The 25,160-nt window shown below is 61.2% G+C and carries 25 protein-coding genes; 14 read left to right on the top strand and 11 right to left on the bottom strand.

Going from position 1 to position 25,160, the window contains the following annotated elements; genetic code table 11:
- The first annotated feature begins 47 nt into the window (after nucleotides 1-47).
- The 9 genes from V2391_RS08595 (at nucleotide 48) to V2391_RS08555 (ending at nucleotide 9,632) form a co-directional block, all read left to right on the top strand.
- Nucleotides 48-743 carry an HAD hydrolase-like protein gene (locus V2391_RS08595; protein WP_329738997.1) on the top strand — a complete coding sequence of 232 codons (696 nt, stop codon included), beginning with the start codon at nucleotides 48-50 and terminating at the stop codon, nucleotides 741-743.
- Nucleotides 744-797: 54 nt separating this feature from the next.
- Entirely contained in the window at nucleotides 798-2,234 is a 1,437-nt protein-coding gene (locus V2391_RS08590; RefSeq protein ID WP_329738996.1) for a M20 family metallopeptidase, read from the top strand.
- 293 nt (nucleotides 2,235-2,527) lie between these two features.
- Entirely contained in the window at nucleotides 2,528-3,466 is a 939-nt protein-coding gene (locus V2391_RS08585) for a phosphate ABC transporter substrate-binding protein (protein ID WP_225093732.1), read from the top strand.
- A gap of 25 nt (nucleotides 3,467-3,491) precedes the next feature.
- Nucleotides 3,492-4,400, top strand: coding sequence for a phosphate ABC transporter permease subunit PstC (pstC, locus tag V2391_RS08580; RefSeq protein WP_329738995.1), 909 nt, complete (start codon nucleotides 3,492-3,494; stop codon nucleotides 4,398-4,400).
- On the top strand, nucleotides 4,393-5,319 hold the full coding sequence (gene pstA, locus V2391_RS08575) for a phosphate ABC transporter permease PstA (protein ID WP_329738994.1): 927 nt from the start codon (nucleotides 4,393-4,395) through the stop codon (nucleotides 5,317-5,319). The genes pstC and pstA overlap by 8 nt, the downstream gene beginning before the upstream one ends.
- On the top strand, nucleotides 5,316-6,188 hold the full coding sequence (gene pstB / locus V2391_RS08570; RefSeq protein ID WP_329738993.1) for a phosphate ABC transporter ATP-binding protein PstB: 873 nt from the start codon (nucleotides 5,316-5,318) through the stop codon (nucleotides 6,186-6,188). The genes pstA and pstB overlap by 4 nt, the downstream gene beginning before the upstream one ends.
- 204 nt (nucleotides 6,189-6,392) lie before the next feature.
- On the top strand, nucleotides 6,393-8,252 hold the full coding sequence (locus V2391_RS08565) for an ABC-F family ATP-binding cassette domain-containing protein (protein WP_329738992.1): 1,860 nt from the start codon (nucleotides 6,393-6,395) through the stop codon (nucleotides 8,250-8,252).
- A gap of 6 nt (nucleotides 8,253-8,258) precedes the next feature.
- On the top strand, nucleotides 8,259-9,029 hold the full coding sequence (locus V2391_RS08560; RefSeq protein WP_329738991.1) for a Cof-type HAD-IIB family hydrolase: 771 nt from the start codon (nucleotides 8,259-8,261) through the stop codon (nucleotides 9,027-9,029).
- Nucleotides 9,030-9,242: 213 nt separating this feature from the next.
- Entirely contained in the window at nucleotides 9,243-9,632 is a 390-nt protein-coding gene (locus V2391_RS08555; protein WP_329738990.1) for a metal-dependent transcriptional regulator, read from the top strand.
- 281 nt (nucleotides 9,633-9,913) lie between these two features.
- Here V2391_RS08555 and V2391_RS08550 read toward each other — a convergent pair whose 3' ends face one another.
- The 6 genes from V2391_RS08550 to V2391_RS08525 form a co-directional block, all read right to left on the bottom strand.
- On the bottom strand, nucleotides 9,914-11,866 hold the full coding sequence (locus tag V2391_RS08550; RefSeq protein ID WP_329738989.1) for a heavy metal translocating P-type ATPase: 1,953 nt from the start codon (nucleotides 11,864-11,866) through the stop codon (nucleotides 9,914-9,916).
- Nucleotides 11,867-11,965: 99 nt separating this feature from the next.
- A complete protein-coding gene (locus V2391_RS08545; RefSeq protein ID WP_329738988.1) occupies nucleotides 11,966-12,184 on the bottom strand; it encodes a heavy metal-associated domain-containing protein in 219 nt (72 codons plus the stop codon).
- A gap of 62 nt (nucleotides 12,185-12,246) precedes the next feature.
- A complete protein-coding gene (locus V2391_RS08540; RefSeq protein WP_329738987.1) occupies nucleotides 12,247-12,615 on the bottom strand; it encodes an ArsR/SmtB family transcription factor in 369 nt (122 codons plus the stop codon).
- Between the two features lie 117 nt (nucleotides 12,616-12,732).
- A complete protein-coding gene (locus V2391_RS08535) occupies nucleotides 12,733-12,954 on the bottom strand; it encodes a hypothetical protein (RefSeq protein WP_329738986.1) in 222 nt (73 codons plus the stop codon).
- A gap of 70 nt (nucleotides 12,955-13,024) precedes the next feature.
- A complete protein-coding gene (locus V2391_RS08530) occupies nucleotides 13,025-14,347 on the bottom strand; it encodes a hypothetical protein (protein ID WP_329738985.1) in 1,323 nt (440 codons plus the stop codon).
- Between the two features lie 294 nt (nucleotides 14,348-14,641).
- The gene (locus V2391_RS08525) at nucleotides 14,642-15,610 is read right to left on the bottom strand and encodes a 3'-5' exonuclease (protein ID WP_329738984.1); all 969 of its coding nucleotides are present in this window, start codon (nucleotides 15,608-15,610) and stop codon (nucleotides 14,642-14,644) included.
- 171 nt (nucleotides 15,611-15,781) lie between these two features.
- On the opposite strand from V2391_RS08525, the gene V2391_RS08520 reads away from it, so the two are divergent.
- Complete coding sequence (locus V2391_RS08520) at nucleotides 15,782-16,876, top strand: putative manganese transporter (protein ID WP_329738983.1); 1,095 nt, start codon at nucleotides 15,782-15,784, stop codon at nucleotides 16,874-16,876.
- 168 nt (nucleotides 16,877-17,044) lie between these two features.
- On the opposite strand, the gene V2391_RS08515 is transcribed toward V2391_RS08520, so the two are convergent.
- The gene (locus tag V2391_RS08515) at nucleotides 17,045-17,527 is read right to left on the bottom strand and encodes a YaiI/YqxD family protein (RefSeq protein WP_329738982.1); all 483 of its coding nucleotides are present in this window, start codon (nucleotides 17,525-17,527) and stop codon (nucleotides 17,045-17,047) included.
- Nucleotides 17,528-18,130, bottom strand: a complete 603-nt coding sequence (locus tag V2391_RS08510; RefSeq protein ID WP_329738981.1) for an HdeD family acid-resistance protein — start codon at nucleotides 18,128-18,130, stop codon at nucleotides 17,528-17,530.
- A 262-nt stretch (nucleotides 18,131-18,392) separates the two neighbouring features.
- On the opposite strand from V2391_RS08510, the gene V2391_RS08505 reads away from it, so the two are divergent.
- From V2391_RS08505 to V2391_RS08495, 3 genes are all read left to right on the top strand, one after another.
- On the top strand, nucleotides 18,393-19,064 hold the full coding sequence (locus tag V2391_RS08505; protein WP_329738980.1) for a nitroreductase family protein: 672 nt from the start codon (nucleotides 18,393-18,395) through the stop codon (nucleotides 19,062-19,064).
- Nucleotides 19,065-19,145: 81 nt separating this feature from the next.
- Nucleotides 19,146-19,688 carry a histidine phosphatase family protein gene (locus tag V2391_RS08500; protein ID WP_329738979.1) on the top strand — a complete coding sequence of 181 codons (543 nt, stop codon included), beginning with the start codon at nucleotides 19,146-19,148 and terminating at the stop codon, nucleotides 19,686-19,688.
- A gap of 17 nt (nucleotides 19,689-19,705) precedes the next feature.
- Nucleotides 19,706-20,341 carry a histidine phosphatase family protein gene (locus V2391_RS08495; protein ID WP_329738978.1) on the top strand — a complete coding sequence of 212 codons (636 nt, stop codon included), beginning with the start codon at nucleotides 19,706-19,708 and terminating at the stop codon, nucleotides 20,339-20,341.
- Between the two features lie 127 nt (nucleotides 20,342-20,468).
- Here the strand turns inward: V2391_RS08495 and V2391_RS08490 are convergent, their stop codons facing one another.
- Both V2391_RS08490 and V2391_RS08485 read right to left on the bottom strand, forming a co-directional pair.
- On the bottom strand, nucleotides 20,469-21,149 hold the full coding sequence (locus tag V2391_RS08490; RefSeq protein ID WP_329738977.1) for a DUF1015 family protein: 681 nt from the start codon (nucleotides 21,147-21,149) through the stop codon (nucleotides 20,469-20,471).
- A gap of 39 nt (nucleotides 21,150-21,188) precedes the next feature.
- Nucleotides 21,189-22,421 carry a M20 family metallopeptidase gene (locus V2391_RS08485; protein ID WP_329738976.1) on the bottom strand — a complete coding sequence of 411 codons (1,233 nt, stop codon included), beginning with the start codon at nucleotides 22,419-22,421 and terminating at the stop codon, nucleotides 21,189-21,191.
- A gap of 643 nt (nucleotides 22,422-23,064) precedes the next feature.
- Here V2391_RS08485 and V2391_RS08480 point away from each other — a divergent pair.
- Nucleotides 23,065-23,613 (top strand): hypothetical protein, encoded by a 549-nt coding sequence (locus V2391_RS08480; protein ID WP_329738975.1) that lies wholly within the window; start codon nucleotides 23,065-23,067, stop codon nucleotides 23,611-23,613.
- Between the two features lie 350 nt (nucleotides 23,614-23,963).
- Here V2391_RS08480 and V2391_RS08475 read toward each other — a convergent pair whose 3' ends face one another.
- A complete protein-coding gene (locus V2391_RS08475) occupies nucleotides 23,964-25,127 on the bottom strand; it encodes a phosphoglycerate dehydrogenase (RefSeq protein ID WP_329738974.1) in 1,164 nt (387 codons plus the stop codon).
- Between the last annotated feature and the right edge of the window lie 33 nt (nucleotides 25,128-25,160).

Below are 25,160 nucleotides of genomic sequence, written 5' to 3'. Positions count from 1 at the left end.
CATTACTAGGTTCAATTGTTGAATAGTCAACAGTTTGAAGTGTCGGTGTGGAAATCGTCAACTGGGGAAGAGGAATGCCGATGGGGGCGTTGGAGATAGGCAAACGGCCGGTCGTGCTGTTCGATTTCGATGGCACGGTGGCCGATACGGGTCGGGCGGTGATGACCTCGACGCGCAAGACGCTGGCTGCGCGCGGGTTTTCGGAGGCGCAGATGGGTGATCTGCGCCGCATGATCGGGCCGCCCCTGTGGAAGAGCTTTCACGACTTTTACGGCTTTTCCCGCGAGGAGTCGCTTGTGGTGGCCGACGAGTACCGCGCCTTTTTTGATGAGCTGGGACCGGAAGAGTACCCCGTGTTCGATGGGATCCCCGAGCTGCTGGATGGGTTGGTCGCCCAGGGCAAGCGTATGGCCGTGGCGACGTCGCGCATGGAGGCAAAGTGCATCGACATGGTACGTGAGCTCGGGCTTTCTCAGTTTGAGGCGGTGGTCGGCATGAATCCGCCGCAGGGACGCGAGATCAAGGCGGATTCGGTCCGCGATGCGCTGGCGGCTCTGGGCGCGACGGCCGACGACGCCGTGATGATCGGCGATCGCTTTAACGATGTGGAGGGCGCGCACGCGATGGGCGTGCCGTGCATCGGCATCTATTCGGGCGCGGCGGCGCCGGGCGAGCACGAGGCGGCGGGTGCCGATGCGGTGGTGCACTCGGTGGCCGAGCTTGCTAAACTTTTCGCTATATAAGTATGTGATGTGAGGGGCGGGCGTGCCCGCTGCTCATTGGTAAGGAGGTCGTCCATGAATCAGGTGGAGCAGAGCGTTGCCGAGTATGTCGACGAGGTCTGGGAAGATGTCGTCGCCGATATCGAGCAGCTGGTGAGCTATCCGTCTGTGGCCGTTTCTGCCGATGCGGAGCCCGGTGCGCCGTTTGGTCGCCCGGTCCGTGATGCGCTCGATTGCGCGCTCGGCATCGCGCAAAAGCTCGGCTACCAGACGAGCGATGACGAGGGCTTTGTGGGAATCGCCGATATTCCGGGCCGCGGCGATAAGCAGCTCGCGACCATCTGCCATGTGGACGTGGTACCCGCTGGCCCCGGTTGGAACACCGACCCGTTTGCGATGGAGCGCCGCGAGGGCTGGCTGCTCGGCCGCGGCGTGATCGACGACAAGGGTCCGGCGGTGTTGTCGCTCTATGCCGGCGCCTACCTGCTCAAGCACGGCATTGTGCCGCGCTATACCTTCCGTTCGCTGCTGGGCTGCGATGAGGAAGTGGGCATGTCCGACGTTCACCATTATCTGGAGAACTATGCAGACCCCGATTTCCTGTTTACGCCCGATGCCGAGTTCCCGGTCTGCAATGCCGAGAAGGGCCAGTTTGGGGCGACGTTTGTGAGCTCCAAGATCGACGGCGGGCGCATTGTGTCCTGGAGCGGTGCCGAGGCGAGCAACGCTATTCCGTCGCAGTCTATCTGCGAGCTCGCGATTGCCGCCGATGAGCTGCCGGCGCCGATCGAGAACGCCGACCGCTTGGAGATCACGGCGCTCGATAACGGGCATGCGCAGATTTTTGCCCACGGCATTGGCGGTCATGCCTCGATGCCCGAGGGAACGATCAATGCCGTCGGCCTCATCGTGGCGTATCTGCGCGAGGCCGAGGACTCGTTTGGTGCCCGTGGCGAGCGCCTGCTGACGCCTGCCGAGCACGAGTTTGTCAAGTTTCTGGCCTTTGTGCATGCGGACGCCTATGGCCGCGGCTTGGGTATCGACGCGACGAGCCCGGCGTTTGGCCCGCTCACCTGCAATCCCGGTGTTATCCGTGTGATGGATGGCCACATCGAGCAGGTCATCGACGTGCGTTTCCCCGATAGCACCAGTGCCGATACCATCTGCGAGCAACTCGAGCCGCTCGTGGGCCGCTTTGGCGTGACGTGCCGTGTGGGTCGTGCAAAGGTGCCGTTCTCGGTCTCTGCCGACGATCCGGCCGTGAAGGCGCTTATCGATACCTATAACGAGTTTACGGGCAAGCATGCCGAGCCCTTTGCCATGGGCGGCGGCACGTACGCGCGCAACTTTGCCCGCGCCGTCTCGTTTGGCCCCGAGGAGACCGGCCTGGAGCTGCCCGCATGGGGCGGCCAGATGCACGGCCCCAACGAGTGCGCCAACGAGGAGCAGCTCAAGCAAGCGCTCAAGATCTATATTGTTGCGATCTTAAGGCTCAACGAGCTCGAGCTTTAAGGTTGCGGCGTTTTGCCAATCTAAGTTGCGGTGGAATAGTTCCTAGAATCGGCTGCCTGACAGCCAAACAGGAACTATTTCACCGCAACTTCTTTTTATCGGTGTAAAAGGCGGGTCATGTTTGGCGGCGGGTTTGTTATTCGTTTGTAAAGCCGAGTCGCGCTTGCGGTAAGGGTCTATCAGATGCCCGTAAAAAACCGTAGTTGGCGCGGGCGATGCCCGGTCGGGGCCGTATCTTTCCAAACAGCAAAGCGGGCGGGGTGCCCGCGAGTCGCATGTATGAAAGGAAGATCATGCTCGATCAGGCTTATTCTCGTCGTCAGTTCCTCGGCCTCGCTGGTGGTCTTGCCAGCATCGTCGGTCTCGGCCTCGTTGGCTGCGGTGGCTCCAACGCCGCCGACACCGCTGCCGAGGGTAGCGCCGCTGCTGCCGAGTCCGTCTCCGGCGAGGTGACTTACGACGGCGCCTCCTCGTTCCAGGCTCTCGTCGAGGCCGCTGCCGAGAAGTTCATGGATGCCAACCCGGACGTCTCCGTCTCCGGCTCGGGCAACGGTTCGGGCAAGGGCCTGACCGCTGTCGCCGCCGGCACCGTTACCATCGGTAATTCCGACGTCTTCGCCGAGACCAAGCTCGAGGCCGACCAGGTCAAGAACCTCGTCGACCATGAGGTTGCTGTCGTGGGCATGGGTCCCGTCGTCTCCAAGAACGTGACGGTCGACGACCTGTCCCTCGAGCAGCTCAAGGGCATCTTCTCCGGCCAGATCACCAACTGGAAGGAGGTCGGCGGCGACGACGCCACCATCGTCGTTCTCAACCGCAAGGCCGGCTCCGGCACTCGCGCCACCTTCGAGGCCGCCGTCTTTGGCGACGAGGTTGTCGACTTTAAGGGCGACGCCGAGCTCGACAAGTCCGGCGACGTTCAGACTCAGATGGGCAGCACCGACAACGCCATCTCCTACCTCGACTTCTCGCACTTTGACGATTCCAAGTTCAACGCCGTCAAGGTCGAGGGTGTCGAGCCCAAGAGCAAGAATGTCACCGACGACTCCTTCAAGATCTGGGCTACCGAGCACATGTACTGCGCCAAGGACGCCGACGAGGCCACCAAGGCCTTCCTGGACTTTATGCTTTCCGACGACGTCCAGGGCAAACTTGTCGAGGAGCAGGGCTTTATCCCCGTCTCTGCCATGAAGGTCGTCAAGGACGCCAGCGGCAAGGTCTCCGCTAAATAGGTAATCGCCCCCGGAAAGGTTTGCAATGGCAAAACAGCTGCCAAAGCGCGACCTTGAGAACGTGGGCCTGGGCGTCACGGGCGCGTGCGTTGCGCTCGTGACGCTTGTCGTTGCCGCACTCATCTTTATGGTCGCCCAAAAGGGCCTCTCGGCTTTTATCAAGGACGGCGTCTCGGTCGTCGAGTTCTTTACCGGCACCAAGTGGGACCTGGCCAACACGGCCGAAAACGGCCTGCCTTATACCGGCGCCCTGCCCCTGATCGTCACCTCGTTTGCAGTCATGGTGCTCTCCACGCTCATCGCGCTGCCCATCGCCATCGGCTCTGCCATCTTTGCGGTCGAGATCCAGCCTAAGTTTGGTTCCAAGATCTTTCAGCCGCTTATTGAGCTTTTGACCGGCATTCCCTCGGTCGTCTTTGGCTTGATCGGCTTTCACGTGGTTGTCGGCCTTATGAAGAGTGTTTTCCATGTGAGCACGGGTCTGGGCATCTTACCCGGCGCCATCGTGCTGGCCGTCATGATCCTGCCGACCATGACCACGCTTTCGGTCGATGGCCTGCGCGCCGTGCCCGACAGCTACCGCCAGGGCTCGCTCGCGCTGGGCTATACCCGCTGGCAGACCATCTGGCACGTGGTGCTCAAGAGCGCCATGCCTTCGCTCATGACCGCGGTCATCCTTGGCATGACCCGCGCCTTTGGCGAGACGCTCGCCGTGCGCATGGTTATCGGCGGCATCGAGGCCATGCCGACGTCGCTGCTGTCGCCGGCGTCCACCATCACCACCACGCTCACCACGTCTATGGCTGTCTATGCCGAGGGCTCAGCCCAGGACAACGTTCTGTGGGCGCTCGGTCTGCTGCTGATGGGCATGAGCCTCATCTTCATCCTGATTATCCATCTCATTGGCCGCAAGGGGGCGAAGGCTCGTGGCTAGCACGCGCATCCATATCGACGAGGCGAGACTCGGGCGTGTCCAAAAACAGGACCGCATCGCCACGGGCGTGTTGACGGCGATCGTCGCCATCGTCATGCTCGTCGTCATTTCCATGGTGGCCTATATCCTGTTCGAGGGCATCTCGACGCTGTTCCAGCCGGGCTTCCTCACGCAGCCCGCGCGTGCCAACGGAACCCAGGGCGGCGTGCTCTATCAGCTGTTCGACTCGTTCTATCTGCTGCTGATCACCCTGATCATCTCGGTGCCCATCAGCCTGGGCGGCGCGGTCTTTTTGGTTGAGTACGCGCCGAATGGGCCCATCCGCGACATCGCCTCCACCGCCATCGAGACGCTGTCCTCGCTGCCTTCCATCGTCGTCGGCATGTTCGGTTTCCTGGTCTTCTCGGTGCAGCTGGGCTGGAAGTACTCCATCATCTCCGGCGCCGTTGCGCTCACCATGTTCAACATTCCCATCTTGGTGCGCGTGATCCAACAGGCGCTCGAGGACGTGCCGCAGGCCCAGCGCGATGCGTGCCTGGCCATGGGCCTTACCCGCTGGGAGGCCACGCTGCACATCTTGATTCCCGAGGCCATGCCCGCCATCGTGACCGGCATCGTGCTTTCGGCCGGCCGCGTGTTTGGCGAGGCCGCGGCACTGCTCTTTACCTCGGGCATGAGCTCGCCGGTTCGCCTGAACTTCTTGAGCTTTAACCTGTCGAGTCCCACCTGCGCCTGGAACGTGCTCCGCCCCGGTGAGTCGCTCGCCGTGCACATCTACAAGATCTATGGCGAGGGCAGCCCCGAGGCCCAGCAGATCGTTTGGGGCACCGCTGCGCTGCTGATGATTTGCGTGCTGCTGTTTAACGTAATCGCCCGTATCGTGGGCAAGCAACTGGCAAGGAGGATGACGGCCGAGTGAGCGAGATGAAAGCAACACCCGCAGCCGAAGCGGCACCGTCCGAGACCCAGGACTTCCTGTCGAGCGTGGGGGAGAGCGAGAAGCGCGTGCGCGCGAGCGGCAAGGCCGTGAGCGACGAGGTCGTGCTCTCCACCAAGGACGTCAACGTGTACTATGGCGACCACCATGCCCTGCACGATACGTCGCTCGACTTTCACAAGGGCGAGATCACGGCGCTCATCGGGCCTTCGGGCTGCGGTAAGTCGACCTTCTTGCGCAGCCTCAACCTTATGAATCGCGAGATTCGCGGCTGCCGCGTGGAGGGCGAGATCAGCTACCGCGGGCGCAACGTGAACACCAAGACCGAAAACACCTACGAGCTGCGCCGCTCCATTGGCATGGTGTTCCAGCAGCCCAATCCTTTCCGCAAGTCCATTCGCGACAACATCACGTTTGCGCCTAAACGCCACGGTATCACCGACCGCGACGAGCTTGATCGTATGGTCGAGGAAAGTCTGCGTGGTGCGGCGCTGTGGGACGAGGTCAAGGACAAGCTCGACAAGAGCGCCTACGCGCTTTCGGGCGGCCAGCAGCAGCGTCTGTGCATCGCGCGCACGCTGGCGCTCAACCCCGACGTGATCCTGTTTGACGAGCCCTGCTCGGCGCTCGACCCCATCTCGACGCTGGCGATCGAGGACCTCATGTCATCGATTGTGGCCGAGCGCGCCATCGTCATCGTGACGCACAACATGGAGCAGGCGTCGCGCGTGTCCAACCGCACGGCGTTCTTCTACATGGGCGATATGGTCGAGTACGACGAGACCGACGAGATTTTCCAACGGCCCAAGGATAAGCGGCTGAATGATTACCTCACCGGCATGTTCTCCTAGTCCGGGACATGCTTGAGGCCCGCGGCGGTTACGGTTGCCGCGGGACTGATTGGAGAGGCGGGTCATCTCTTTTGCGAGATGGCCCGCCTTTTGCTCTGCGACCGAAACGACCACCACAAAGGGGACAGGCACCTTCGTGGTGGTTTGGGGTGGGGCTCGCTGCTATCATGGACAACGTTGTATTTCTACGAAGGAGCAGGGCATATGGCGATTCTTTTGGGATGCGATTCCATCAGCCTAGAGTTTCCCACCAAGCATATTTTCGATAGCGTGACGCTCGGCGTGGGCGAGGGCGACCGCATTGGTATTGTCGGCAAAAACGGCGACGGCAAGTCGACGCTGTTGAGCGTGCTCGCCGGCACGCTGGAGCCCGACGACGGCCGCGTGACGCATCGCCGTGACACGACGATCGGATTGCTCGGCCAAAAGGACAACCTGGCCGATACCGACACCGTGCATCATGCCGTCGTCGGCGACGCGCCCGAGTACGAGTGGGCCTCGAGCCCGCGTACGCGTCAGATCCTGGCCGGCCTTATTAGCGATGTGCCCTGGGAGGGCACGGTGGGCGAGCTTTCGGGCGGCCAGCGCCGCCGCGTGGATCTCGCGCGCCTGCTGATCGGCGACTACGACGTGCTCATGCTCGACGAGCCTACCAACCACCTGGACATGCGTACCATCAACTGGCTCGCGCGTCACTTAAAGGCCCGCTGGCAGCGCGGTCAGGGCGCGATGCTTGTGGTCACGCACGACCGCTGGTTCCTGGACGAGGTCTGCACCAGCATGTGGGAGGTCCACGACGGCCAGGTCGATCCCTTCGAGGGCGGTTACTCGGCCTACATCCTGCAGCGTGTGGAGCGCGACCGCATGGCCGCGGTTACCGAGGAGCGCCGTCGCAACATGGCGCGCAAGGAGCTCGCGTGGCTGAGCCGCGGTGCCCAGGCGCGCTCCACCAAGCCCAAGTTTCGCGTGGACGCCGCTCGCGAGCTGATAGCCGACGTACCGCCCGTACGTGACGAGCTGGAGCTCAAGCGCCTGGCGGTGAGTCGCCTGGGCAAGCAGGTTATCGACGTGGTTGACGTGGACGCCGGCTATGCGGATACCGATGGCGCGCCCAAACAGGTGCTCTCCGATGTGACCTGGCTCATCGGTGCGGGCGACCGCTATGGCCTTTTGGGCGAGAACGGCGCCGGCAAGTCGACCTTGCTCGACGTGATCCAGGGCAAGATTGAGCCCACGCGCGGCCGCGTGAAGATTGGCCAGACAGTGCGCTTTGGCGTGCTGTCGCAGCAGCTCGAGGAGCTCGAACCCTACATGGGCGACACGATCCGCGAGGTGCTCGGCAACTATAAGAAGTACTACGTCATCGACGGTAAGGAGACTTCGCCCGAGAAGCTCTGCGAGCGCCTGGGCTTTACGACGCAGCAGCTCTGGAGCCGCATCGGCGATCTTTCGGGCGGCCAGCGCCGTCGCCTGTCGCTGTTGCTGACGATTCTGGACGAGCCCAACGTGCTCATCCTGGACGAGCCCGGTAACGACCTGGATACCGACATGCTTGCGATTGTCGAGGACCTGCTTGACGGCTGGCCCGGCACGTTGATCCTGGTGACGCACGACCGCTTCTTGATGGAGCGCGTGACCGACCAGCAGTGGGCGCTGCTCGACGGCCACCTGACGCATATGCCCGGCGGCGTCGACCAGTACCTGCGCCTGTGCAACGCCACCGCCGAGGGCGAGCCCGTGGGTGCGCCGAGCGCCAAGACCGGCACGTTTGACACCGGTGCCGCGGCGGCTGCGGCCGAAAAGCACAAGTCGAGTGGCCAGCCCAATGGCCTTTCCAACGCCGAGCGCCAGAAGCTCCGCCGCGAGGTGAGCTCGCTCGAGCGCAAAATGGAGACGCAGCGCGCTCGCGTGGAGGAGGCCGAGGCCGCGATGGCCCTTGTCGACCCCACCAACTACACGGCGCTGGGCGAGCAGCAGGCAAAAATCGACGAGGCCCACGCCGCCATGGACGAGTTGGAGATGGCGTGGCTCGAGGCGAGCGAGAAGCTCGAGGGCGAGGAGTAGTCGAGGATGATCAAGGCCGCATTTTTCGATATCGACGGCACGTTGCTGAGCTTTAAGACCCATCGGATTCCGGCGTCGGCGCAGCAGGTGCTCGACAGCTTTCGCGAGCAGGGGATTGCGTGCGTGATCGCCACGGGTCGCCCGACCTACCAGATGCCGGATTGGCTGTTCGACTTGGGATGGGATGCGTACATTACGCTTTCGGGCCAGCACTGTTTTGACGCTGACGGCGTTTACCGCAGTTGCCCAATTGATCCGGAGGACGTCGCGGCGATCGTGTGCCAGGTGGCGCAGGGTCGCTACGACTCGCTGTGCATGCAGGGCGAGAACTCGTTTGTGAACCGTCTGTCCAAGCGCGTGGTGGCGGCTGCCGACAATGCCGGAATCTCGTATCACGAGGAGCCTTTTGAGCATGCTTTCGATGCACCGGTTTACCAGTTCTGCGCCTTTGTGGACCCGGCCGACCAGGGCATAGTTACCGATGTCCTGTCGCATTCTACAACCACACGCTGGTGCGACCTGTTCTGCGATATTATTCCGGCCAACGGCGGCAAGGACCTGGGCGTGGCGGCGACGCTGGAGCGCCTGGGTGTCGACGCGAGTGAGGCGATTGCCTTTGGCGATGGCGAGAACGACCTGTCGATGTTTGCCGCCGTGGGCACGAGCGTGGCCATGGGCAACGCGCAGGACACGGTGAAAGCTGCGGCGACCTATGTGACGACCGCCGTGGACGACGACGGGATCTATAACGCCGCGAAGCACTTTGGGCTGCTATAGCTGCGGCTCGGCACTTGGGGACGTTCCTTTTCTGTCGGTAGCTGGGGACACTCCTTGCGCGCTGCGTGTCGTGTCGCCCTGCTTGCTCCGCGCATTTTGTGAAACACGGTTAACTTTTTAGACAACGTAGTAAGACATGGGCAACTTTTGCGGTAAAGTAAATCATGCAAAAGTATCCAAAGGCTAACTAGAAGCCATCGCGAAAGGCGGCCCATGGCCCTGCGTGAATCCGGAGAAGACTATCTCGAATCTATTTATGTGCTCTCGGAGCGCCAAGGCATCGTTCGATCGATTGACGTCGCCGAATACCTAGGCGTAACCAAGGCAAGCGTCTCTAAAGCCATGGCGACGCTGGAAAGCAACGGCTATGTCGAAATGGGCAAACGAGATGTTCATCTGACGGAACGCGGTCTTGAGGTTGCCCGTCAAATGTGGGAGCGCCATTGCTTTTTTGTGGGGCTGCTAGAGGACGCCGGCGTAGCGCCCGAGGTTGCCTCGCAAGAGGGCTGCCACATGGAGCATTGCTTGAGCGAGGAGAGCTTTGAGAAGCTAAGGTCGATGCTGGGGCGGGAAGATGTGGCGGGCCCAGCAACGGAAGCCTAATTGATCCCCAGTAGCGCGGAGTTCGCGCAAAGCGCGAACCAGCGACCGGGACCAGTAGCCCCACCAACTAAGTCCAACTCAGACAGAGAACCCCGCCAGCAAGCGATTCCCAAGAACCACCAGCAACGTCACCGCAGGCCGGGGCCGGGTTTGGTTTTGAAAACATTCCGCAGACCAGAAGTGCCCCCGTTCGTAGCTCCGAAGGAGCGGAACGGGGGCACTTCATTGGTCGAGGACGTTTTCGAAACCAAACCCGGCCCCGGCCGGAGGGGCTACGGACGCTACAGGTTCTTGACACCCATCGCGCGCATGGCGTTCAGAATGGCGATGATCGCCACGCCCACGTCGCCAAAGACGGCGAGCCACATATTGGCGATGCCCAGCGCCGCGAGCACCAGAATCAGCAACTTAATGCCCAGCGCAAAGATGATGTTCTGCCAAACAATCGTCATGGTCTTGCGCGCCACGCGGATCGCGCGGACGATGTTGGACGGCTTATCGTCCATGAGCACGACGTCGGCAGCCTCAATTGCGGCGTCGGAACCCATGGCGCCCATGGCGATTCCGACGTCGGCGCGGGTGAGCACGGGTGCGTCGTTGATGCCGTCACCGACAAAGGCGAGCTTGCCCTTGCCGCTCTCGGTTGCAAGCAGCGCCTCGACACGCTCGACCTTATCGCCTGGCATGAGCTGCGCGTGGAACTCGTCGAGCCCCAGCTGCTTGGCCACAGACGCCGCAACCTCCTCGCGGTCGCCCGTGAGCATGACGGTGCGTTTGACGCCGGCAGCGTGCAAGTCGCGAATCGCCTGCTCGGCATCGGTCTTTATGGTGTCGGCAATTACGATATGGCCGGCGTACGTGTCATCGACCAGTACATGGAGGATCGTACCGACGACCTCGCAATTGGGAGCGTCGATACCGGCCGCAGCAAGCATCTTGGCATTGCCGACGACGACGTGCTTGCCGTCGATGGTTGCCGTCACGCCGTGGCCTGCGTCGTTAGTGGAGTCGCTTACGCGCTTGGGGTCGAGTTCGCCCTGGAAGGCGGTGCGTACCGACTGCGCGATGGGATGGTCGGAGAACGACTCCGCAAGGGCTGCGATCTCAAGCAGCGACTGCTCGGTATAACCTGCCTCGGGGTGTACCGCCACGACCGAAAACGTGCCGTTGGTGAGCGTACCGGTCTTGTCAAAGACGACGGTGCCCACATCGGCGAGCGTCTCGAGGTAGTTGGAGCCTTTGATGAGGACACCCAGCTTGGATGCGCCGCCGATGCCGCCAAAGAAGCTGAGCGGGACGCTGATCACGAGCGCGCACGGGCAGCTGACGACCAGGAAGGTCAGGCCGCGCAGGATCCAGTCGGACCAGGCGCCGGTGACCAAGCCACCGCCGAGCGCGAGTACCGCGGCCGCGCCGGTGACGGCGGGCGTGTAGACGCGGGCGAAGCGCGTGATGAAGTTCTCGGTACGCGCCTTCTTTTCGCTGGCGTTTTCTACGAGTTCCAGGACGCGTGCGACGGTGGACTCGCCAAAGGGCTTGGTGGTGCGCACGTGGATGAGACCCGTCATGTTGATGCAGCCGCTGATGATATCGTCTCCGGTTTTGGCCGGGCGGGGGACCGACTCGCCGGTAAGGGCGGCGGTATCGAGCTGCGTCTCGCCTTCGACGATGACGCCGTCGATGGGCACGCGCTCGCCGGGCTTGACGACGATGACGGTGCCGACGGCGATGTCATCGGGAAAGACCTGCTCGAGTGTGCCGTCGGGTTGCTCGACGTTGGCGTAATCGGGCGCGATGTCCATCATGGCGCTGATCGACTTGCGGCTTTTGCCCACGGCATATGCCTGGAACAGCTCGCCAACCTGATAGAACAGCATGACGGCGGCGCCTTCGGCCATGTGCGGGTCGGTGTCGGGGAAGAGCACCATGGCAAATGCGCCGATGGTCGCGACTGCCATAAGGAAACTCTCGTCGAAGGCCTTGCCGCGGCGGATGTTATTGAATGCCTTTTGGAGCACGTCGTAGCCGGCAATTAAAAACGGCACGAGGAACAGCACGAAACTGGCGTAGACGTTGCCGGGCTCCCCAAATGCGATAGTGAGAGCTCCGAGCTCGTCGAGGGCATAAACAACGGCAAAAATGCCTAGCGCTACCAGGATACGGTTGCGCTTATGCTCAAGGGACTCTTTCTTCTTACGCTTCTTCTTTTTCTTGGTGGGATCGGCGGCTGCCATGATTCAAACCTCCCATTTGAATGTATGAACACTCGCTCATATAACTTCGCGAGCAAAGGCCGCGGCAAGCGCGGCCTTGCGGGTCAGCGTATGCGCAGGCTAGAGAATGATCTCGCAGTCCGGCTCGGCGTCGGCCGTAAACTCCACGATGCGGTCGAGCACCTCGTCGAACTCGGCGTCATCGGCCTCGAGCGTCAGCTTCTGGGTCATAAAGTTAACGGACACGGATTTGACGCCCTCGAGCTTGGCCAGCTCGTCCTGAAGCTCGCGCGCACAGTTGGCGCAGTCGATCTCGTCGAGCTTGAACTGCTTTTTCATGGTGGGTTCCTTTCCCTGTCTTGCGGCTTGGGTGCAGGCCGCGCTGGTACCGTGGTTGGTTGCTATTCGCAGATGTGGCTCATGCCTTGGTTGAGCATGGTGTAGACGTGGTCGTCGGCGAGCGAGTAGAGGATATTGCGCCCGTCGCGCCGGAATTTAACCAGGTGCGACTGCTTGAGCGTGCGCAGCTGGTGTGACACCGCAGACTGCGAGGTCGCGGTCGCTTCGGCGATGTCTGCCACGCAGAGTTCGCGGCCCATGAGGGCGTAGAGGATCTTAATGCGCGTGGTGTCGCTGAAGACCTTGAACAGGTCGGCAAGGTCGTACAGCAGCTCCTCGTCGGGAAGGTCCTCGGGCGAGCAGGTGGTGGGGACGTCGGGCGCGATGGTGGTGTCGATGCTGGACTTTATTTCATCAGCGGGATCGCTCATTGCAATATCCTTTCATATGAACATGCGCTCATATAACTTACTTCCGAGTATATGAGCGCATGTTCATATGTCAATATAATTCACGAAATATTTTGCTATCGAATGCCCTGGTGGCGGCTAAAGGCATCGATGATCGCGGATAAGGCCGCCGATGCCAACGTGGGTACCCTGGCGACGTGCAAAAACGGGAGTTTTCAGCATTGACGAGGGGTTATTGATTGCATAATGCGGCGGCATTTGCCGCCGCAGGGCTTTACTGGAGTGTAAGTGCCGACTGATGTTCCCCAGTTGTTGCCTAACATACATCAAAATCAGCGGCATCGGTGCAAAATAGATCAATTCGAAGCTCCTTGATACCCGGCTTTGCTGAAAACTCCCGTTTTTGCACGTCGCCTGGGTACCCACCCCGTCAGTCCGCCTCTGTTCTGGCCCCGTACACCCTGCCTTCGGGCGTGGAAGTGCTTGTTTGAGCGAACTCCGGGTAATCCAACTCGATGACTTGCATGTCGTCGATGGCTGGGGCATCGTTGATTGTCGGGTCGTTCAGCGAGATGCCTTCGAGCACAGCGTGTTCGAGCTCAAGTACACTACGCTGCTCTGCATCTTGACAGAGGAGCTCCTCAATACGCTTCTTTTCCTCGATAAATCTCCTGAGCACAAATCGTCGCAGCTCTTCTTGCTTAATTGCAAAATCTTTGGGTAGGCGCGATGGGCGAATGCCCTCCTTTCGCTGGATCGCCTCCATGACCCTGGCGAAGGCGCTGGCGTGCATAAAGGAATAGCGACTGACGGTAATGATTCCGTAGCCCATGGACGCCAGCGCGTTCTTGCGCTCTTCGTCAATGGCGCGGTCTTCTTCGGCATCGTGCTGAAATCCGTTGTATTCGATGTCGGTTCGGGACCGCTTAAGATATGCATCCATATAGAACTTTTCGCGCCGCGTGAGGTCTTTTGCGGCAGCTGTGACCTTTACTTCGTAGTCGGTCTCGATCTCGCTAATGCCCAGCCCACCCTCACGTCTGGGTAGCGTGAGCATCATGACAAACGCTGTTTCCATTGGCGAGCGGCATCTGTCTCGCACACAACGGACGGCTTTTCGGGCAAGTTCGAGTCCCTTGCAGTCGGTGAGGGAGTTAAAGAAGTGCTTGAGGCTCGAAGTCGAGGTGAGCGCGAAACGCTCGGTATAGGCTGCCGAGGTATCGCGTCCAAGGGAATAGGCGCCACACAGTTCGAAGTAGTACTCCACAAGTTCGCGAAAGGGAAGATAGGTTGCGGCCTGAAGCGCACAGAGTTCGACGCTGACAATATAGATGTCATCGGCGATCCGGATAAAGCGCGAGCCCGAGAAACGCTTAGACGATACGTGGCATTTGCAGCCCAGTATGTTGCGCACGTTTGCGCGCTCGAACACCGTCGTATCGAGCGGGGCGTCGTCATCGAGGGCGATATTGTGCCTGACGAGCCAGTCGGCGGCAGAGTCAAGCAGTTCCTTGCTGGGGCGCGCCCCGTAGATTTCGGCGGGACTGCAGGGCTCGGTTCCAATTGCGGATACCGAGTATGCGGCTTGGTAGACCGCTTTTGCCGTGTTATGTGAAAGCACGATACTCATACAGATAGCATGGCAGACGGAGCGGCGGTGTTTGCGATAAACGCCAAGGTAAAATCTTGCGACATAACGAAAGCTGTCCAAGAGCTTGACGCCAATGATGGAGAAAGATGCCGCTTGGAGCATTTTCGCAGTTCGTTGGCTACACAGACCTCCACAACTGATGCCGGTCAGCGCCGTTTTGATGCAAAGACGGCGTCAAAAATGATGTGTAATTTGGCTTGAACATGCGCAAACGAAGTACTTGGTTGTGCGGCGGCTAGGCTCCGAGGGCCGGGAGCTGCGTTGTGCGGTGCGGAAAAACGGGCCGATATCCACTTGGTTATCGGCCCGCATTGCGTCGCTTGAGAGGGATGCCTCGGCGTGTCGCTTTTGCGTGGGGCGCTATGGCCCGACAGGTATTGCTCGCGAATGGCGCTTTTACTTGGCAAACAGGTTCTTGAGGTTGAACTCGGCCTGGACGGTACGGAGCATGAGGTCGGTGTCGTCGAGGCCCAGGTGCTGCTCGTTGGCGTCGGCGGCGAGGGTGCCACGGCGGCGTGCCCAGTTCTCGAGCGCGGCGGGCGCGGACTCGCGGGGGAGCGAGCGCACGTCGGCGTCCAGGCTGCGGCAGATCTGGCGCGAGTCGATGACGATGATCTTGCCGGCGCGGCGTGCCTCGGCGTAGCCGTCCAGGTGGATCTTGAACCAGCTGTCCTCAAAGGCGGCGTTGTGCGCCATGTACGGGTACTTCTTCATAAGCTTGAGCAGCTGCTTTTGCAGCTCTTTGTTCTCGCGGAAGGGCGTTTTGCCGTCGATGTCGTCCCAGGTGATGTGGTGGATATTCGAAAGCGGCACATCCTCGCCGCGGTAGATATCGGGCAGACCGCAGTAGTGCGCCTCGGCGTCGTGCGGGACGGCGTCGCTGGTGAGGTCCATGATCTCCCAACCCACGTTGATGATGTAGCCGCGCTCGGGTGCACGGCCGGTGGTTTCGATGTCGATGCCGAGCACCGTGCCCTGAATGGGCTTGCGGGCGTAGGCGACGCCGAGCGCGTCGCGGTCGCCGCGGATCTCGCGCATGACGGACGCGGCGGTGCGCTTTTGCATCTTGCCGATGGCAGCGCAGGTGTCGGCGTCGGACAGGCCGCGCGAAAGCGTCGCGGGCGTCACGTTGCGCAGGCGCGCCTCGCCAATCTGGTCGCACAGGTCGCGGTTGCGGTCGGCTAGGTCGCGCACGGTGGCAAAGTCGAAGCCGGGGTCGTCCTCGGCGGTAAAGTACTCAGTCTCGAGCACCTTGAGGGCCTCTTCGCCTTTCTGACGCTCGGATTCCATGGCGCCGTGGTCGCCGTAGATAAACATGGGGATAAACGGCTGGCGCTCGTATTCGAGTGCTTGCGAAACGTTCATATGCTGCTCCTTGGACGGGCCGCGTCGCGCGGCTCGGGTTTGTCGAGTTATGGCGAGATGATAGTTTACCATGGGCAACTATTGGCATCACGCCTAGGACAATTACAATACCCTAGTTGACCGCTAGGACTTTTACAATGCTGCCGAAAGACACGAAAGGTTCCATCCGTCATGGATTTGCTGATTGATATTCTGCTCGACGCCGGCAAGGACACGCTCTCGCTGGTGCCGTTCTTGTTGGTGACATATCTGGTCCTCGAGACGCTCGAGCATGTGGCAGGCGATCGCGTCAACGGTACCATCAAGCGTGCCGGCGCCGCTGGCCCCGTGGTTGGCTCGTTGCTGGGCATGGTGCCGCAGTGCGGCTTTTCGGCCATGGCGGCAACGCTGTACGCCGGTCGCGTCGTGACGCTGGGCACCCTGGTGGCGGTGTTTCTCTCGACTTCCGACGAGATGCTGCCACTGCTGCTTGCCGAGCAGGTTCCCGTGCAGACTATGGCGATGCTTTTGGCTTCGAAAGCGCTGATCGCGCTGGTCACGGGCTTTATCGTGGATGCTGCCATTCGCGGCCTGCGCCGCAACGCCCGTGCTCATGCGGCGATTCGCCGTACCGTGTTGGGGACCACTGTCAATCCGGCGCACGTTAACTGCGCGCATGACGACCACAGCGGCGGTGACATCATCGACGAGGTGGCCGAGGCGGGCGTGAGCGCCGACCACATCCATGAGCTGTGCGAGCGCGACCATTGCGGTTGTGATGAAGACGAGGACGAGCACGAACATGGACATGGACATGACCACGATCACGGTCATGAGGGCGAGCATGAACACCATCACGGCCACGGTCATTCCCACTCCCATGAAGGTACGCCCGTCCTGTCGATTATCCGCAGCGCCATCTCGCATACCGTGCAGGTATCGGTATTCATTTTCCTGGTGACACTGATTCTGGTCGCCGTGCTCGAGACCTTTGGTGAGTCCGCAATCGAGCAGTTCCTGCGCGGCAACGAGACGCTCGCCGTTCTGGGTTCGGCGCTTGTCGGCCTGATCCCCAACTGCTCGGCGAGCGTGGTCATTACGCAGCTGTATCTGGAAGGCGCGCTGCAACTGGCACCGATGCTCGCCGGCACGCTCATTTCCGCCGGCGTGGGCTACCTGGTCCTGTTCCGCACCAACCGCAGCGCTCGCGAAAATGCCGTGTTCCTGGTCATGATGTACGTCATCGGCGCCGGCTGGGGACTCGTCCTATCCGCCTTCGGCCTCTAAGTAGGCCTAACAAAACGGGCTTCAAAATAGCCATGCCCGGCGCCTGCACAATGCGGCGACGCATGGCATTTTGAAGCCCGTTTTTTTGTTGAGCCACGGATCCTGAGCGCTCACACCGGTCAGAACAAAAAGGCAAATTTCCGGGCATAGCCTAAAAATCTGCCTTGGTTAGCGCAGCAGCTCGGTGAGGTTGCGCTTAAAGCGGGCGCGGTCTTCGCTGGTGAAGGCTGCTGGCCCGCGGGTGCGACCGCCAGCGCGGCGCACCTTCTTTTCCTCGTGACGAATAAACAGCTGCATGTCGATGGTCGCCTTGTCGTACACGCGCCCACGCACGCCGATGGCGGAGGCATCGCGGCCGAGCACCATGCTCGCCAGGCCAATGTCCTGCGTCACGACCACGTCGCCCGCCTGCAAACGTTCGACAATGGCAAAGTCGGCACTATCGGCGCCCACGCTCACATCGAGCGTGGTGACCCAAAAGCCGCGTCGTGCGTGCTCGGCATCGCGCGGATCGTCGCGGCGAATGTGTCGCTCCAGGTTCTGCGTGCTGTTGCCGGCAATCACCACGGCGACGCCCGCTCGCCGCGCACAGTCGATCGACTCGCGCGTAACCGGGCAGGCGTCGGCATCAATAAACAGCGTCCGCGGCATCTAGTGCACCAGCTTGCCAAAGCGGATAGCGCGAATAATCAGCGTCACGCCAAACACCAGGAGCGCGGCGCCGCTAAAGATGACGAGCATCTTTGCCGACCACAGTGGATAGATAAACACGAACATGCCGGCGATGATGGAGAGCGCACCGCTCAGGATGGCGAGGGCGCGGTTGGACGAAAGCTCGGACTCCAGAATGGACATAACACCTTCGACGATCCAGCCAAAACCGGCCACGACCACCACGAGCGTGGTGAGCGTCGCGGTCGAGAAGGCCTGGTTGCGCAGGATTATGACGCCGCCCAGAATGATGAGCAGGTTGGAGATGATGCTCGTCACGCGCCAACCGGCGGGCAGCAGCGGCTCAAAAATGGCGGTGAACAGCCTGACGCCAGCTGTGATCACAAAGTAGAAGCCCAGGACGGTCGTCAGGAAGACGAGGGACTTGGCGGGTGCAAACAGCAGCGCGATGCCGGCAAGCAGCGCGATGACGCCCGTGACGGCGTAGATCCAGCGCACGGCCTTGATTGCCTTGCCTGCCATGCTTTTCTCGTCAAATCCAAACAGATTCGACTGCTGGTCGTCGTTCTTAAAGATGCCCATGAGGTCTCCTTTCCGCGCGGCGTTTGCCGTCATTGTTGTTTTTGCGGCGTATGCCGCAGTTGCTACAACAAGTATCGCCTAAAGGCACCGGCGTATGGGTCGGGGAGGGCGAAGTGTAACCCAAAGGTCCCGATTTGTTCTCGTTGTTCCCCATGTCGCGTTTTTCTATTCAACAGGTGTAGAACATTGCGGCTCTGTTCGTTATTGCCTGCGTTTTAGGTTAGATTTTCCTAAGAACAATTGCCTTGTATTGGGGGTCTCTATGAACGAAGCTGTTCCCGCGGCGCCGTCGAGCGTGGAGTCGATGGCAAAGCAAGGTTGCGAAAAGCTCGGTCTGGAATCGTTTGACGCGCTGGTTCGTCGCGCCCGCACATGCCGCCGTTTTGACGAGTCCATGCGCGTGCCGCGCGAGTTTTTGCTTGAGCTGGCAGAGCTGGCGCACCTGGCTCCCTGCGGCGCCAACGCTCAGCGCCTACGCTTTCATGTGGTGAGCGACGCCGAGGAGTGTTCGAGCTTATTTGAAAAGCTCACATGGGCTGGTGCGCTCAAGGATTGGTCGGGTCCTGTCGAGGGCGAGCGCCCGACCGGCTATATCGCGATCCTTGCAGAGCGTCCCGCTCCGGGCAAGCCTGCCGCGCCAATCACCGAGGCAGACGCTGGTATCGCCGCGCAGACGATGATGCTCGCCGCCCGCAGCGCTACGCCCGAGGTGGCGGCGTGCATGTTCAAGGCTTTTCCGCCTCGTGCGATTGATGTCATGGGACTTGACGGCGACAAGTACGAGGTCAAGCTGATCATGGTCTTTGGCGTTCCCGCCGAGACACAGGTGATCGATGCAATTGATTCCAACCCCGACGGCTCTATTAATTACTGGCGTGACGAGGCGCAGGTACACCACGTACCCAAGCGTCCACTCGCCGACGTACTGGTGTAGCTGCGTCGTTGCGGCGCGATCCGGCGGCAAAACCACCACAAAGGCGCCTGTTCCCTTTGCGGTGGTGCGAGGGGAGGGCGTGTGGCCGATCTGTATTTGGTGCGGCATGGGCAGACTGAGCTCAATGTGCAGAACATTTTGCAGGGCTGGCAAGACTCGCCGCTCACAGAGCGCGGGTGCGAGCAGGCGCTGGCGACGCGCGCGGCGTTTGAGGACCGTGGCGTGACGTTTGACCATGCGTATTCGTCTCCGTTGGGTCGGGCGCAGCGTACGGCTGAGCTTATCGTTGGCGAGGGCCGTTCCATAGAGCTGGTCGACGACCTGCGCGAGTGGCACTTGGGCTCGCTGGAGGGCACATCAAATTGCGAGATGCCGCCGCAGCCCTGGGGTGATTATCCGGTGGCCTTTGGTGGCGAATCTGAAGGCGAGCTACGGGCGCGCATGGTTGCGGCGCTGTCCCGCATTATGGCCCGACCGCAGCACGATCGTGTGCTTGCGGTCTCTCATGGCTCTGCCTGTCAGGAGTTTCTTGAGTATGTGGCCGGCGGGGGAGGACAGCCCGACAACGGTGCCGTGCTTCATTTTGGCTATTGCGACGGGGCGTTTTCGCTCCTTGACTGGTAACGAACGAAAGGACCCCTATGAATAAAGACCTGTATCTGGTCCGTCATGGACAGACGATATTTAACCTCAAGCGCATTATTCAGGGCTGGAGTGATTCGCCGCTCACGCAGTTGGGCTGCGAGCAGGCGGCGCGCGCTGGCATGTTCTTGCGAGCGCGTGGCATCGAGCCCGACCACGCCTATACCTCGACGCTGCATCGCACCGAGCAGACTATCGCCAACCTGTGGCCGGGCCTTGCCTACGAGCGTCTGGACGGTCTGTGCGAGTGGTTCTTTGGCGATTTTGAGGCCGAGCGCGTGATGCTCATGCCCGAGCGTCCGTGGCGTGACTTCTACCGCCAATTTGGCGGCGAGGGGCAGATGCAGGTGCGCGAGCGCATGGTGGCGACGTTGACTGATCTTATGCGACGTCCGGACCATTCGTGCGTGCTTGCGGTGAGCCATGCCTCAGCCATCAAGGAATTTTTGGACCACGTGAGGGGAGCGGCGGCCGACGAGCGCGAGCGCGTGCCGGGCAACTGCTCAGTGCTGCATTTTGCATTTGACGATGCAGCCGATACGTTTGATCTGGTCGAAGTCTTTACGCAAGAAGACTATGCGCGCGAGCTGGGGGTTGAGCCGCTCGTGGCGGCATCGGGTCCGCAGCGCGGGTAGCGCGGGCGTGGCGATACGGATCGCCGATGTCATTGCTCGATGTGAAAGGGGCGGGGATGCATGCGCATGTATCCCCGCCCCTTGTTTGTTGAGCTGCCGAGTCTTTGTACTGGGCGTTTACGCCCTGTTAGAACCTTGCGATCTGGTGGGTGAGCAGACCCGTTGGAACCTGCGGTGCGCCGCCGGTGACCTGCGCGGCGGGGAATAGCGCGGCAACGGTAAAGTTGAACGGCTCTTTGCCCGTGTAGGTGCCGGCTGTGCGTGCCTCGTCTGCCAGGAGCTGCGCCGCCCCTGCCAGCGCGGCAGCATAGGTGGGATCGTCAGCCGGCGTCGGCTCCGGTGCCTGGTCGAGCATGGCTCGGATGGCGGCAACGGCATCCTCGCGCTTGACCTCCCACATACGGTGCGTAATGCCGGCGGGGTCGGTGACGGCATAGAGCGACGCGCCCTCTTTGGCGGCGCCGAGGATGATATCCATGACGGGCGAGGCCTCGTAGGCGAGCGTTACAGGGCGCGGCTGGACCTTAAGCTCGGCGATTGCGCGGGCGGCTGCGGTCGCACCTGCGGGGGTCGCGCCGTCGCCCGCCAGTACGCCGGCCGGGCAAATCGCCACGACACCCGTCACGCGACCCGGTTCGCCCGAGCACTCGTACACGTAATACGCCGCGCCCGGATCTTTGAGCATAAGCCCGTCGGCGATGGCGTCGCGCAGGGCGTCGTTGCTGCTCAGGATACCGCCCATCTGCGGCAGCGCTTCGAGCACGCAGTCCTGAGCTGGGCGGATGCAGGGAAACGGAAGTGCTTTCATGGGCGGTCCTAACGCGCGAGTCGGTTTGTTCGCGGCTTATTATGCCCCAACTTGGACGCTTGCGTCCCAGAGCGTGTTGTCAACAAGCGCGATGAGTACGTTCTGGCAGCGAACGATATCGGCATGGGGCACATACTCGTTGGGCTTGTGCGCGAGCGCCAACGAGCCGGGGCCGTAGCTCATGCAATTGCGGTTACCTGTTTTGCCGGCAATGACGGCGGTGTCGGTGTAGCCGGTAAAGAAGCCGACGGTCGTGTCCGCGTCCGTCGCGTCATCGGTGGCACGCTTGAGTGCGGCTAGAAGGGGAGAGTTCGGGTCGCGCTCGATGGCGGGGCGGTCGCCCGTCACGGCGTAGCTGCCATGGCAACCGGGAACCGCGGCCTCGGCGGCGGCAATGGCATGCTCGACCATATTGATCGCGGCGGCCGTATCGGTCGGCGGCGTCAGGCGCATGTCGACCCAGACCTTGGCATGGTCGGGCACGACATAGGGGCGATAGCCGCCCTCGGTCTGTCCAAACGTGATGGTCGAAGGCCCCAGCTCCTTATGCAGGGGCAACGCCGCGAACGCGCGACGAAGCGAACACACGACCTCGGCCATGGCGGCGACGGCGTCTGCGCCCTTCCAAGGCTGGCTCGCATGCGCCGTGACACCGGCCATCTCGATCTCGAACCACGTGCGCCCCTTGTGCGCCACCTGAATCTGTCCGTCAGTGGGCTCGGTATCCAACACCCATTCGCGCGAGCCGATCCAGCCGGCATCGATGGCCGCCTCGGAGCCGCGCATAAAGTCCTCTTCGTCGACCGAGCAAATGAGCGAAAAGCCGCGGCGAGGCAGCGCGCCATCCGCCGTCACGCGCTCGAGCGTATGGACCAGTGCGGCAATGGCGCAGGCCAGACCGCCCTTCATATCGCAGGCGCCGCGGCCATAGAGCTTATCGTCCCGCACGGTCGCCCCGAGCGGCGGCGTGTCTGCATCCCAGCCATCGCCCAGGGTGACGGTATCCATGTGGCAGATGTAGACGAGTCGCGGCTCATCGCTCATGCCCGGCACGGTGACCATAAGGTTGCGGCGCCCGGGGAGTACTTCGAGCTCGCGTATCTCTGCGGCGTCCAACACGGGCGAATCGAGTTTGGCAATATACGCCTCGACCAGGCCTTTGATGTTTCGTTCGATCTCGCCCTCATACGCACCTGGGTCCGAGCTGTCAATCCTCACAAGGTCCTGCGCAAGCCGCCAGGCAAAGTCCTCATCAACCATATGCAACCTCACAATCTGTCTGCTTTCCAAACCGATTGTAAGCCTCCTGAGAGATTCACGACGTGCACGTAGCAGTATTTACCGTTCGCAGGCTAAGCCATCGCGTTTGTCGTCTGGGCGGGCTCACAAACGACGTAGTGGGTACGTACCCTTCATGGACGACATGCTGTGCGACATATCTGCCTTTCGGTATCACCGGATACCTCCACAGGTCTTGGCAATAATGCCGGACCTGCCCGATTCTGCGGACGATCAGCGCAGGGAGCGCCTTTGTGAGCATCCGCTTGTCAAACATTTCCTGGGCACCCCGTTACACGTGTTGGCACAGGGCAGCTGTGGACGTAAAGGCGGTCGCATTATCAGGCATGTTTGGAACGGGGAGAGGCCGTTTGGCTCCGTGCGGCAGACAGAGTTTGGCCTCGATGTCGCGTCCCCGCTCTTTACGCTGTTGACCATTGCTTCCTCGGTCTCAAACGAGCGTCTGATCATGTGCATGTATGAGATGTGCGGCACCTTTGCCGTGTGCAAGATTGCGCCTCAAGTAAAGTTGGCACTTGAGCAGGCATATGGGGGCCGGTGGGGCGACGCACGATTAGGCTGGGAAAACGTAAAGGATGCCTCGGGGAATCCAACGGACTTGTGGAAACGACCCCCCTTGATCGAGCTCTCTGAACTTACGGAGTTCGCCAATAAGATCCAGGGGCTCCGCGGTGCTAAATCGTTCACACGTGCCGCGAAATGCATTACGGGGATTGTGGCATCGCCGCTCGAGGTCCAGGCTTCGATGCTGTTTGGCCTTTCGAGGCTGCGCGGCGGCGAAGGGCTGCACCTCACCAATAACGTCGAGATTCGCATGACGCGCAGCGCCCGCCTGATTTCGGGGCTTGATAGGCGCTACGCCGATATCCTGCTGTCAAATAAGGACGGCAGCCGGGAGTGCCTGGTTGAATGTCAAGGTAAAGCCATTCACGGATCCATAGAATCCAAGATCTCGGACTCCGATCGAACGACGGCCCTGCAGACGATGGGATATCCTGTCGTTCTGATGACCTATGGTCAGCTAGTCGACTCCGATGCCTTCCGCGTGGTGATGGAACTCATCATGTCCTATCTCGATATGCCGCTGAAAGACAAGACGCCGCGGCAGCAGGAGCTCGAACGGCGGCTTCGTGAGGAGATTTTTATCGATTGGGCGGGAATGTAGCGGCGCGGGTGGAAAACGATTGCGCGAGCTAGAGTTTTGGTTGCGAAAAAACTTCAGTTGCTCCTTGGAAATGGCTTGAAAAGTGCTATCCAGAACGAGTTATTTCGGAAAATGGACAGTCAACTTTAATTTGGCATATAGAGATCGATTTTTACCTACTAAAACCCCTGATAAAGCTGCTGATAAAAGCAGCTGTGCTTAGCGACTAGGGCCTCACTGTCGATTATCCGAAACAACTTGTTCTGGGTAGCACTTTTCAAGCCGCCGGGAGCACGAAATTCGCCCCCCGGTTTCGTGAAAACGGGGGGCGAATGGACTTCGTGGTCTGTCTGGCAGGCTTGGCGCCGACGCTACTTGATCACGCGCACGCGATACATCGACGGAATCTGCTTGAGCGCCTCGATGGTGCTGCTGTCCAGGTGCTCGTCGGTGTCGAACATGGTGTAGGCGTTCTCGCCGGCGGACTCGTTGGTCATACGCTGCACGTTGGCGTTGTCCTTGGCCAGGATCGCCGTGATCTGGCCGATCATGTTGGGCACGTTGGCGTGCAGGCAGGCGATGCGGCTTGCGGCGCGCGCCTTGCCCATGCTGCAGGCGGGGTAGTTGACGCTGTGCGCTATGTTGCCGTTCTCCAGGTAATCCTTGAGCTCGCTGATGGCCATGTCGGCGCAGTTGGCCTCGGCCTCGCCGGTGCCGGCGCCCGAGTGCGTGGTGATAAACGTATTGGGCATCTTGACGGTCTTGGGCGTGGCGAAGTCGCAGCTAAACCAGCTGAGCTTGCCCTCGCGCAGGGCGGCGTCGACGGCGTCCTCGTCAATGATGGTCTCGCGCGCGTAGTTGATGAGCACGGCGTCGGGCGCCAGCAGGTTAATCTGCTCGGTGCTGATCATGCCGATGGTGTCTGCCTTGCTGGGCACGTGCACGGTGAGGTAGTCGCAGCCGCGGCACAGATCCTCGAGCGTGCCCACGCGCTGCACCTCGCGGCTCAGCACCCACGCGTGCTCGACGGAAATGAACGGATCGTAGCCGTAGACGTCCATGCCCAGATCGACGCAGGCGTTGGCGACCTTGGAGCCCACGTTGCCCAGACCGATAACGCCGATGCGCTTGCCCTTGAGCTCGCGGCCCACAAAGGCCTTCTTGGCCTTCTCGGCGTCGACCTGGATCTCGGGGTCGTCGGCGTTGTCGCGCACCCAGTTCATCGACTGCACCACGCCGCGGCTCGAAAGCACCAGCATGCCCAGGACGAGCTCCTTGACGGCGTTGCTGTTGGCACCGGGGGAGTTAAAGACGACGACGCCCTTCTTGGCGTACTCCTCGACGGGGATGTTGTTGACGCCGGCGCCGCAGCGGGCGATGGCGCGGATGCCCTCGGGCAGCTCGTAGCCGTGCAGGTCGGTGGAGCGCATCAGGACGGCATCGGCCTCCTCGGCGGTGCCCACAAACTCGTAGCCCTCGCCAAACTCGACCTTGCCGTCCTTGGTAATGTCGTCGATGGTCTTAATCTTACGCATGAAAAACTCCTTAGCAGGTTTGTTTAAAACAGG

It is taken from the genome of Collinsella sp. CM84Y_54 (assembly GCF_036317945.1).
Lineage (GTDB): Bacteria > Actinomycetota > Coriobacteriia > Coriobacteriales > Coriobacteriaceae > Collinsella.
Note: the sequence above shows the minus strand (reverse complement) of the source record. Positions and strands in the feature narration are given on the sequence as shown.

Bases quoted from the DNA above. Each gene is read 5' to 3' on its own strand.
- V2391_RS08555 (WP_329738990.1), top strand. From the start codon at position 9,243: ATGGCCCTGCGTGAATCCGGAGAAGACTATCTCGAATCTATTTATGTG.
- V2391_RS08505 (WP_329738980.1), top strand. From the start codon at position 18,393: ATGAACGAAGCTGTTCCCGCGGCGCCGTCGAGCGTGGAGTCGATGGCA.
- V2391_RS08490 (WP_329738977.1), bottom strand. From the start codon at position 21,149: ATGAAAGCACTTCCGTTTCCCTGCATCCGCCCAGCTCAGGACTGCGTG.
- V2391_RS08475 (WP_329738974.1), bottom strand. From the start codon at position 25,127: ATGCGTAAGATTAAGACCATCGACGACATTACCAAGGACGGCAAGGTC.
- pstC (WP_329738995.1), top strand. From the start codon at position 3,492: ATGGCAAAACAGCTGCCAAAGCGCGACCTTGAGAACGTGGGCCTGGGC.
- V2391_RS08510 (WP_329738981.1), bottom strand. From the start codon at position 18,130: ATGGGCATCTTTAAGAACGACGACCAGCAGTCGAATCTGTTTGGATTT.
- V2391_RS08540 (WP_329738987.1), bottom strand. From the start codon at position 12,615: ATGAGCGATCCCGCTGATGAAATAAAGTCCAGCATCGACACCACCATC.
- V2391_RS08565 (WP_329738992.1), top strand. From the start codon at position 6,393: ATGGCGATTCTTTTGGGATGCGATTCCATCAGCCTAGAGTTTCCCACC.
- V2391_RS08585 (WP_225093732.1), top strand. From the start codon at position 2,528: ATGCTCGATCAGGCTTATTCTCGTCGTCAGTTCCTCGGCCTCGCTGGT.
- V2391_RS08495 (WP_329738978.1), top strand. From the start codon at position 19,706: ATGAATAAAGACCTGTATCTGGTCCGTCATGGACAGACGATATTTAAC.
- V2391_RS08560 (WP_329738991.1), top strand. From the start codon at position 8,259: ATGATCAAGGCCGCATTTTTCGATATCGACGGCACGTTGCTGAGCTTT.
- V2391_RS08530 (WP_329738985.1), bottom strand. From the start codon at position 14,347: ATGCTCCAAGCGGCATCTTTCTCCATCATTGGCGTCAAGCTCTTGGAC.
- V2391_RS08545 (WP_329738988.1), bottom strand. From the start codon at position 12,184: ATGAAAAAGCAGTTCAAGCTCGACGAGATCGACTGCGCCAACTGTGCG.
- V2391_RS08515 (WP_329738982.1), bottom strand. From the start codon at position 17,527: ATGCCGCGGACGCTGTTTATTGATGCCGACGCCTGCCCGGTTACGCGC.
- V2391_RS08525 (WP_329738984.1), bottom strand. From the start codon at position 15,610: ATGAACGTTTCGCAAGCACTCGAATACGAGCGCCAGCCGTTTATCCCC.
- V2391_RS08590 (WP_329738996.1), top strand. From the start codon at position 798: ATGAATCAGGTGGAGCAGAGCGTTGCCGAGTATGTCGACGAGGTCTGG.
- V2391_RS08550 (WP_329738989.1), bottom strand. From the start codon at position 11,866: ATGGCAGCCGCCGATCCCACCAAGAAAAAGAAGAAGCGTAAGAAGAAA.
- V2391_RS08520 (WP_329738983.1), top strand. From the start codon at position 15,782: ATGGATTTGCTGATTGATATTCTGCTCGACGCCGGCAAGGACACGCTC.